We start from the raw sequence: 9,245 nt of genomic DNA on the forward strand, positions 1-9,245 counted from the left end.
ACAACCCTTCTATCTTCTTGCCACTAAGTCCTCCGTCTATCAATACTTTCATCCTATCCGTTTCTATATATTGGCAATTTCCACTACTGCCACTAGATAGGGAACAAAATTTTATCCCCATTTCCATTCACTCCAATACAAATTATTATTTTAAATATACATTATAGTATATATTATATACAAATAAAAAAGAAGAACCAATGGATTCTTCTTTTTAATATTCATCAATATATACTTTATACCCATCATCAAATTGGATCCTCCATGCTGGAATGGCTTTTCCTTCTTTTGCGTCTGTAGGTTCTCCTAAGTATTCGTGCTTTTCAGGATCAAAATAATAGCATAGAGAAATATCTGTAATAGTCTTGCCATAGGCTTCTTGCATACCAAGCAAAGTCAATATTGATTTAGGTGCAGTACTAATATATATTTCTACATCTCCTAAACCTTTTTTGTTTAACCATAACCTTTCAAATCTTTTAACTCCCCTTTTATCTATCTGAAGGTTTGTAAAAGCTCTTTCAACAAGCATATCCTCATATACTTTTGAATATTCTAGATAAAAGGTATCCTCTTCTTCTTTAATAAAGGTTAATTCCATATCAAAAGTTTCAAATTTCCCTTTATTGATAAACTCCTCTGATAATTGAATAGCTTTATCCTTATCTAAATCCTTATAAATTTCTTTTTCATTTTTATTCTCGTAAACTATAAATCTATTATTTATCACTAAAATGGATTCATCATCCTTGACAATTTGTCCAAGACCTTGTTCATTTTGTTTAATCATTCCATCATCGTCAAAATAATCCCTATTTAATCGTGCCACATTTGCATTTTCATATTCTACTACCATAGTGTTTAAATAAGGGATATCTTTTGGTATCTCTGTAGAAATGGTTATGTTTTTATCTTCTAAAAGCTTTATTACATCATCAATAAATTCATCTTTAATGGTTGGTTCACTCATATGATTTTCACCTATAATAACATAAACCAATAATATATTTGTTATGATAAAAGCTACTATTAATATGGTCTTAGCCTTTGACCAATCCATTTATTTCACCATCCACAACTAACTATTGTTTTCTACTAAATGCTAAAACTCCACTATAAACATCAAAAGCATAGATTCTATTCTCCGTTGTTAACAACCATACACCAATTAATTTTTCCTTTTCTTTATTAAGACATGGATCTAAATACGCCAAAGAAATATCGTTAATAGATGATAAAACTTCATCCTTTAACTTTTCCCTTAACTCTTCCTTGTCCATGTCTTCTAAATCTTCTAAAGTTATTTCCTTATCCTTTATATAATTGTTTTGTAACAATTGATAATTCATATTTATTATATCAAAAGCCGATAACATTTGACTAACTTCTGCATCATTGACTGCTTCTATATCCATATCTTTTCTAATAAATCTTTTATAATTTCTTACATATTTATTGAAAACATCTATTTGAATAAAATCTTCTGCTATTTCTTTTCCTAAAACAACTGGCATTCCTCTTATTCTATATTTGAAAAACAATCTATAACCTAAATTTTCTCCTGATTCTATCTCCTCAACTTTTGATAAATATAAATCCTTTGGAACTCCAATATGATTAGATAAAAATTCAGAAGCTGTATTTAAACTAATATAAAGATTTCTTTCCTTAACAGGTTCCTCTAAAGGGCTAAAATATTCTAATACACCACTTTGATTTATCTTTAAAACCTTTTGATTATATACATATAATATAGAACCATTATTTTCTATTATCTCCCTTATATAATCTATATTTTTTTCAAAAAATATTTCTGCAATTTCCCTAATTTCATCAATATCATCTGTGTTCAACTCATTTTCCACATAAACCAAAGGCATAATTTTAGACATTTTATAGGGAATATATACATCATTATCTATACCTAATGTTTCTCTAATAGGATAATAGAAAGTATAATTTTTTTCCTGCTCTATGATTTTTAATTTGTTTTTAATACTTTCAAAATCTGAATTTGAATCATAAATTTTTAAATGCTCATCTCCATCACTGAATACAACATAAGGCTCTTCTCTACCTAAGTAGAAGTAAATACTATCTACATCTGGCATTTTATCCGTAATGCTATTTGGTTTTGCTACATCTAATGAACGAGCTAATATATAAGTGCTAAATTTTTCTGGAAAATAAAAAACTATGGACTTATTATTATAATATGTGAATAATTCTTCAGTAGATATAGGCTCTGTTCTAATATCATTAGAAGACAGAATATCAGCTAAAGAAAAGCGTGTGCTTGTCCATAGATTGTTATTATCATCATTATGAAAAATTGTATGATTTTTTTCATCAAAATTCAATAAATACTTATCTGGTTTTATCATATCTGTAAATAAATAATTTGCAGATAAAGCTTCCTCTTTTTGAAATAAAGGCAATATTTCATAGGGCATTTGAATCCATAATCGTCTTGTCAAAAAAACACTAATAAACACCAAAGATAAGAGTAGGATAGTTTTTAGCCTTTCTCTTAGCACAATAAATCATCTCCTCATATCTATGGTATATTATTTAGCAGAAGGCGATATAGGTGAATTAGTTAAACTTTTTTCTACCTGTTCCTTCTCATAATAATAGCGAATTTTCTCTACAGTAGGTACTCCTTCTACATCAAAGGTAATGATTATTTTATTTATACCTAAGATTAATTCTACCTCTTCTCCAAAACCAATATCCCCAGATTTAATATTTATACTTGAAATATGGCTATAATCATCTTCCTTAGGTAAATTGGTTAATGAATATTTTCCCCCGGTTAAATCTATTGCCCCGTATAAATCAATTATAATATCAGTACCTTCAGGTGCTTTACCAGATATTAGTATTACTTTATTATTAGTAGCTGAAGAACTTTCTTCTGGTGTAATTACCTGATATTTAGTTATATCTACTTTATTATCTGTAGGTGCAGCAAATCCAACTGTCGATATAGAAAAAAACATAATTATAGCAACTAAACTAATTGTTAATTTCTTCCACATATTTTTACCTCCTTTACCCTACAATAGGGGACAATAACATTATATATTAATTATATTACAATTGTATTACAAGCCAATTAAAATTAAATTACAGGCTAGTGGCTTTAGGAAGTATAATCTCCACTTCAGTTCCTACCTTGTACTCAGATTTTAGTATTATCTCACCACCATGAGCCTCTACTATCTGTTTAGCAATGGATAAACCCAATCCTGTCCCACCTAAATCCCTGCTTCTTCCTTTATCAACTCTATAAAACCTTTCAAAAATCCTTTTCTTATCCTTTTCAGGTATTCCAATACCATTGTCCTTTACACTAATTACAATCTTATCTTCAACTTCTTTTGCAGATATGTTTATTTTTCCATCCTTTGGAGTATATTTTATAGCATTGGATATTATATTTAGTATAACCTGTTCTATACCATCTTTATCTATAACAATATTTGGTAAATCCTTCTCAATATTTAAATCACATTTTTGATTTTTTTCTTTAAAAGAAAATTCTAATTTCAGACAAGCATCCTTAATAAGTTTTTCTAAAGAATAATCTACCTTATTCCACTTGGTTTTATTATAATCTAAATTAGATAGTTGTAGTAAATCCTTTACTATACGTGCCATCCTATCACATTCATTATCTATTACCGATAAAAATTTCTCAGAAAGCTCCTCATCTACATCCCCATAGTCCATCAAAGTTTCAGTATAGGATTTAATAGTAGTTATAGGCGTTTTTAATTCATGGGATACATTTGCAACAAATTCCCTTCTCATATTATCTAGTTTATGCTGTTCTGTTATATCTTGAAACACAATTATTACTCCACCAATATTATTTTTTTCATTACGGAAAGGTGCATATTTAATACGATAAATGGTATTCTTTATCCCTACATTTTTTTCACCTTCAAGACTATATAAATCTTCATAATCAATGCTCTTTAAATTTAGAGTATCCATAGGAAATACTTTCTTCTCAGTAAATTCCTCATTTATAGTATCTTCTAAATCCAATATATCAATTGCAATAGGATTAGCATGAATTATATGCCCATTTACATCAATAGCTATAACACCATCTGCCATATAATTAAATATTGTATCTAGTTTGCTTTTTTCTAGATCCATCTCTTGAATAGTGTCCTTTAACTTTAATGTTAAGTAATTGAACATACTGGCTAATTGTCCCATTTCATCATCTGATTTTACTTCAACAAATTGATCAAAATCACCTTTTGCCATTCTTTCAGCTTTCTTAGTTACATCTCTAATTGGTTCAGTTATACTACTTGCAATTAAAAACCCTAATAACACAGTAATCCCTAATGCTAACATAGTTGCATTAGTTAATATTTTTTTTGAATCATCGATGGTCTTATATACATCTTCTAAATCACCAGTCATATATAATACGCCTTTAACTTGACCTATTTCATCTAATACTGGATATGCCAAATGTTGATATATATTATTTTCGTTTATATCTTTTCCAATTCTCTGACTTTTTTCACCATTATAAGCTTCTAAAATTAAAGTAGGATCTAAATAAACTAAGGCATTCTGCCCCTTGATTTTATCATAATTGCTATGGGATGAGGCTAATATTTTAGGTATGTCTTCATTATAGATAACATAAAGAGTTTCAGTTCCTTCAAATCTCCATTCATTCAAAGTTTTTTGAATTTCCTTATCGACTAGGCTCCAATTATCTTCTGACAAATAACTGGAAGTACTAATTATGGATTCTATTTGTTTTATCATGGTATTCAATCTATTTTCCAATTGTTGTGTTTCAAATCTTTGTACTATAAAAACCCCTACTATTACCATAGCCATAAATACAAGCAAAAAATATACTATGATAAATTTCCACCTAATACTTGCAAACATGGGCTAGCCCCTCCTGAAATAATATCCTACTCCTCTTTTGGTCATTATATATTTGTATTCTCCATCCTTGTCCTCTATCTTCTCTCTCAGTCTTCTAACAGTTACATCCACTGTTCGTATATCACCATAGTACTCATATCCCCATACTTCTTCCAATAACTGTTCTCTTGTAAATACCTGTTCTATACTGGAAGCCAAAAATTTTAACAATTCAAATTCTCTAAGGGTAACCTCTACAACTTGTCCTCTTTTTTGAACTTCATATTTGTTTAAATCTATAAGTAAATCTCCAGTTTCTATTATATCACCATTATTTAACTCTGTATTTGAAAAATCAATTCTCCTTAAATTCGCCTTAACCCTTGCTACCAATTCCCTCATACTAAAAGGCTTGGTAATATAATCATCGGCTCCTAATTCTAAACCTAATACCTTGTCCACTTCTTCTTCCTTTGCTGTAAGCATAAGTACTGGAATTTTAAAATCTTTTCTAATCTCTTTTAAAACTTGAAACCCATCCTTTTTAGGAAGCATAATATCCAAAACTACTAAATCCGGTAAAAAGTCGTGAACTTTATTTACAGCTTCTTCTCCATCAAAAGCTAAATCAATAGTATATCCTTCCTTTTCTAAATTAAATTTTACAATATCAGCTATGGATTTCTCATCGTCTACCACTAATATCTTCTTACTCATGAATATCACTCCATTTATATAATGAATGTCTAATTATCTGTCCTACATTACCCCTCATGCCTAAATTATCTAACAATAAATTGAACTTGTCAAACTAATATTTAAGTTTAAAATCTATTGGGTACAATATAATTGCTATTGAAATTATTATGTATATATTATATAATTGATTCCAACAAAGGGGAGTAGCTTTTTAAATAGATAGCCGTCAATACGGAGTAATCCCGGCTATCTATCCTGTAAACTTTAGGTAGCAAGACCTTTGTTTGGTCAACTATGGCTAAACAAAGGTCTTTTTATTTTCCATATTATATTTTAGCAACTCTAATGAAAATGTTCAACCTTTACCACAAACTAACATTTTAGAATTTAATTTATGTCCTAAGTGGTATACTAATCTATAGAAAGAAAAAGAAAGGAAGGAATACTTATGGAATGGTATGAAAAAAACATCAAAGAATTACTATCTGAGTTAAACACCAATATAGACACTGGTCTTTCCAATGAGGAAATAACTCATCGTTCCCAAAAATATGGTCCTAACGAATTAAAAGAAGAAACCAAAAGGAGTTTTCTTTCCAAAGTAATCGCTCAATTTAATGATTTTCTCATAATTATATTAATAGTAGCCAGTATCATTTCTTTCATAGTTGGAGAAAAGACGGATGCCATTGTAATACTAGCCATTGTAGTCATCAATGCAATATTAGGTCTATATCAAGAAGGTAGAGCTGAAAAATCTTTGGAAGCCTTGAAAAAGATGGCTGCGCCCAATGCCAAAGCCATAAGAAACGGAAATGCTACCATAGTCCCAGCAAACACCTTAGTTCCAGGAGATATAGTTCTGTTGGAATCCGGGGATATTGTTCCAGCAGATTTAAGATTAATCGAATCCTCCAATCTAAAAATAGAGGAAGCTTCACTAACTGGTGAATCTGTACCTACAGAAAAAGATGCAAATATAGTATTCGATCATGAAGTAGCTTTAGGAGATAGAAAAAATATGGCTTATATGAGTACTATCGTTACTTACGGAAGAGGCAAAGGAGTTGTTGTAGAAACAGGACATAGCACTGAAATGGGCAATATTGCCTCCATGATTCAAACCTTTGAAGATGAAACCACTCCTTTACAAAAGAAATTGAATGAACTAGGAAAATATCTAGGTATTGCTTGTATAGTAGTATGTATATTAGTATTTGGCATCGGCATATTTCAAGGAAGAGATATATTAGATATGTTTATGATTGCCATTAGTTTAGCAGTTGCAGCTATTCCAGAAGGTCTACCTGCTATAGTAACCATAGTTCTAGCATTAGGTATGAACAGAATGGTCAAAAGAAATGCCATTGTAAAAAAACTATTAGCAGTAGAAACATTAGGTTGTACTACAGTAATATGTTCTGATAAAACTGGGACATTGACTCAGAATGAAATGACTGTAGTTAAGGTTTTTACTGACAATCAAATATTCGATATTACAGGAATTGGCTATGAACCAAAAGGGGAATTTAAAATTGATAACACAACCCAATCCCCAGAGACATCCCAAAACCTTAATAGACTACTTTCCATTGGAATTCTATGCAATGATGCAGTTCTAGATAAAACCGATGATGGATATAGAATACTAGGAGATCCTACTGAAGGTGCATTAGTCACTTTGGCAGGAAAAGGGAATATGTCAAAAGAAGAAATGAATAATGAATTTCCAAGAATCGAAGAAATTCCTTTTGACTCTGATAGAAAGATGATGACCACAGTCCATGAAAATTATATCCCAAATAAACTAGCCTCCTTTACTAAAGGAGCACCAGATATAATAATTAGTAAATGTAATAGTATATATATTGATGGTAAAATAGTCCCCTTTACTGATAAATTAAAAGAAAAAGTATTAAATATAAATAGTGAGTTTTCCAAAAAAGCTTTGAGAGTTTTAGCCTTTGCTTTTAAAGAATATGATAAGCTGCCTGAAAAAATAGATTCTGAATCCATAGAAAAGGATATGGTTTTTCTTGGATTAGTAGGAATGATTGACCCACCAAGAAAAGAAGCTAAAGAAGCCATAAAGAAATGTAACGAAGCAGGAATTAAAGCAGTTATGATTACAGGAGATTATAAAGAAACGGCCTTTGCTATAGCTAAAGAGTTGGGAATAGCAGAACATGAAGATGAAGCTATAATGGGAAAAGAACTAGATGGTCTTTCTGATGATGAATTAAAAAAATTAGTAAAACAAAAACGAGTTTATGCAAGGGTTTCTCCTGAACACAAAGTAAAAATAATTAATGGATTAAAAGCAAATGGCGAGATTGCCGCTATGACAGGAGATGGAGTCAATGATGCATTAGCATTAAAAAGAGCAGATATAGGTGTATCCATGGGAATTACAGGAACAGATGTGGCTAAAAATACAGCTGAAGTTATTTTAACAGATGATAATTTCGCTAGTATCGTTTCAGCTGTGGAAGAAGGTCGGATAATATATAGTAATATTAAAAAATTTGTTTTCTTTTTATTGTCCTGTAATATTGGAGAAATATTAATAATTACTTTAAGTATACTTCTTGGGCTGGAAGTCCCTCTTATTCCTATCCAATTACTATGGTTAAATCTGGTTACTGATAGTTTCCCTGCCTTAGCCTTAGGTATGGAAAAAGGAGAGTCTGAGATAATGAGAATTCCTCCTAGAAATCCAGATGAACCTATTTTAGATAGAGGAATGGTTAATGGAATAATAGTCCAAAGTATTGCTATTGCTTCAGGCACTTTGTTAGCATATAGATGGGGACTCAAAACCTATGGAATAGAAAATTTAATTATTCCAAGGACTATAGCCTTTGGAACTTTGATTACAGCTGAATTGTTGAGAGCCTATTCTAGCAGATCTGAAAAACATACTATATTTGAAATAGGCGTATTTTCTAATAAAACATTAACTTATGCAACTTTATTTTCCTTTGTTTTATTGTTGATTGTAGTCTATATGCCATTTTTACAAACAATTTTTCATACCTATCCATTAAGTCTTAAAGATTGGCAGATAGTTTTAATACATGCATTTTTACCTCTTGTAGTAGGTGAAGTTTATAAATTATTTTTAAGAAGAAAAGCCCTTTAAAGGGCTTTTTTAATTTTAGACACATTTTTAAAATAAACTGCATAGAATAGAACAAGGAAGGTGGTTTTATATGAGAAAAATGAGTAGTTCTAAAATATGCCCCATTTTAAGTGCTAAAATAATGTCCCAATCTAAAGAAGAACTACCTGTAATTGTTCAGTTAAAAGAAAAAGATATTCGACTTAAAGATGGTATTATGAATCTTTCTACCAAAGTTAAAGGACCTTTGCCTATAATCAATGGAGTTGCTTGTAATTTAAGTACTGACTTAATTTATAGATTAGCTAGTAATCCTGATATCGAATATATTAGTTTCGATTCAAAAGTTTTTACTCAATTGGATATTGCTGTACCTACTGTAGGAGGATATTTCCCTCATGAAAAAGGATTAAAAGGAAAAGGAATAACTACTGCAGTCATAGACACAGGAGTTGCTCCTCACCAGGACTTGACAACTCCTAATAATAGAATTGTTGGATTTAAAGATTTGGTG

The 9,245-nt window shown here is 30.2% G+C and carries 6 protein-coding genes and 2 pseudogenes; 2 read left to right on the forward strand and 6 right to left on the reverse strand.

Annotated elements, in window-relative coordinates; genetic code table 11:
- From VK998_RS02245 to VK998_RS02270, 6 genes and pseudogenes are all read right to left on the reverse strand, one after another.
- Positions 1–121 (reverse strand): annotated as a pseudogene (locus VK998_RS02245) (MBL fold metallo-hydrolase); the annotation flags it as partial.
- Positions 122–214: 93 nt separating this feature from the next.
- Entirely contained in the window at positions 215–1,060 is an 846-nt protein-coding gene (locus VK998_RS02250) for a two-component system regulatory protein YycI (protein ID WP_325225004.1), read from the reverse strand.
- 22 nt (positions 1,061–1,082) lie between these two features.
- Positions 1,083–2,537, reverse strand: coding sequence for a hypothetical protein (locus tag VK998_RS02255; protein ID WP_325225007.1), 1,455 nt, complete (start codon positions 2,535–2,537; stop codon positions 1,083–1,085).
- A 30-nt stretch (positions 2,538–2,567) separates the two neighbouring features.
- Positions 2,568–3,041, reverse strand: coding sequence for a hypothetical protein (locus tag VK998_RS02260; RefSeq protein WP_325225009.1), 474 nt, complete (start codon positions 3,039–3,041; stop codon positions 2,568–2,570).
- An 88-nt stretch (positions 3,042–3,129) separates the two neighbouring features.
- Entirely contained in the window at positions 3,130–4,932 is a 1,803-nt protein-coding gene (locus VK998_RS02265; RefSeq protein ID WP_325225011.1) for an ATP-binding protein, read from the reverse strand.
- 3 nt (positions 4,933–4,935) lie between these two features.
- The gene (locus tag VK998_RS02270; RefSeq protein ID WP_325225013.1) at positions 4,936–5,628 is read right to left on the reverse strand and encodes a response regulator; all 693 of its coding nucleotides are present in this window, start codon (positions 5,626–5,628) and stop codon (positions 4,936–4,938) included.
- A gap of 430 nt (positions 5,629–6,058) precedes the next feature.
- On the opposite strand from VK998_RS02270, the gene VK998_RS02275 reads away from it, so the two are divergent.
- Together VK998_RS02275 and VK998_RS02280 are read left to right on the forward strand one after the other, a co-directional pair.
- Complete coding sequence (locus tag VK998_RS02275; RefSeq protein ID WP_325225016.1) at positions 6,059–8,752, forward strand: calcium-transporting P-type ATPase, PMR1-type; 2,694 nt, start codon at positions 6,059–6,061, stop codon at positions 8,750–8,752.
- 70 nt (positions 8,753–8,822) lie between these two features.
- Positions 8,823–9,245 (forward strand): annotated as a pseudogene (locus tag VK998_RS02280) (peptidase S8); the annotation flags it as partial.

It is taken from the genome of Schnuerera sp., from assembly GCF_035459645.1.
GTDB lineage: Bacteria > Bacillota > Clostridia > Tissierellales > Tepidimicrobiaceae > Schnuerera.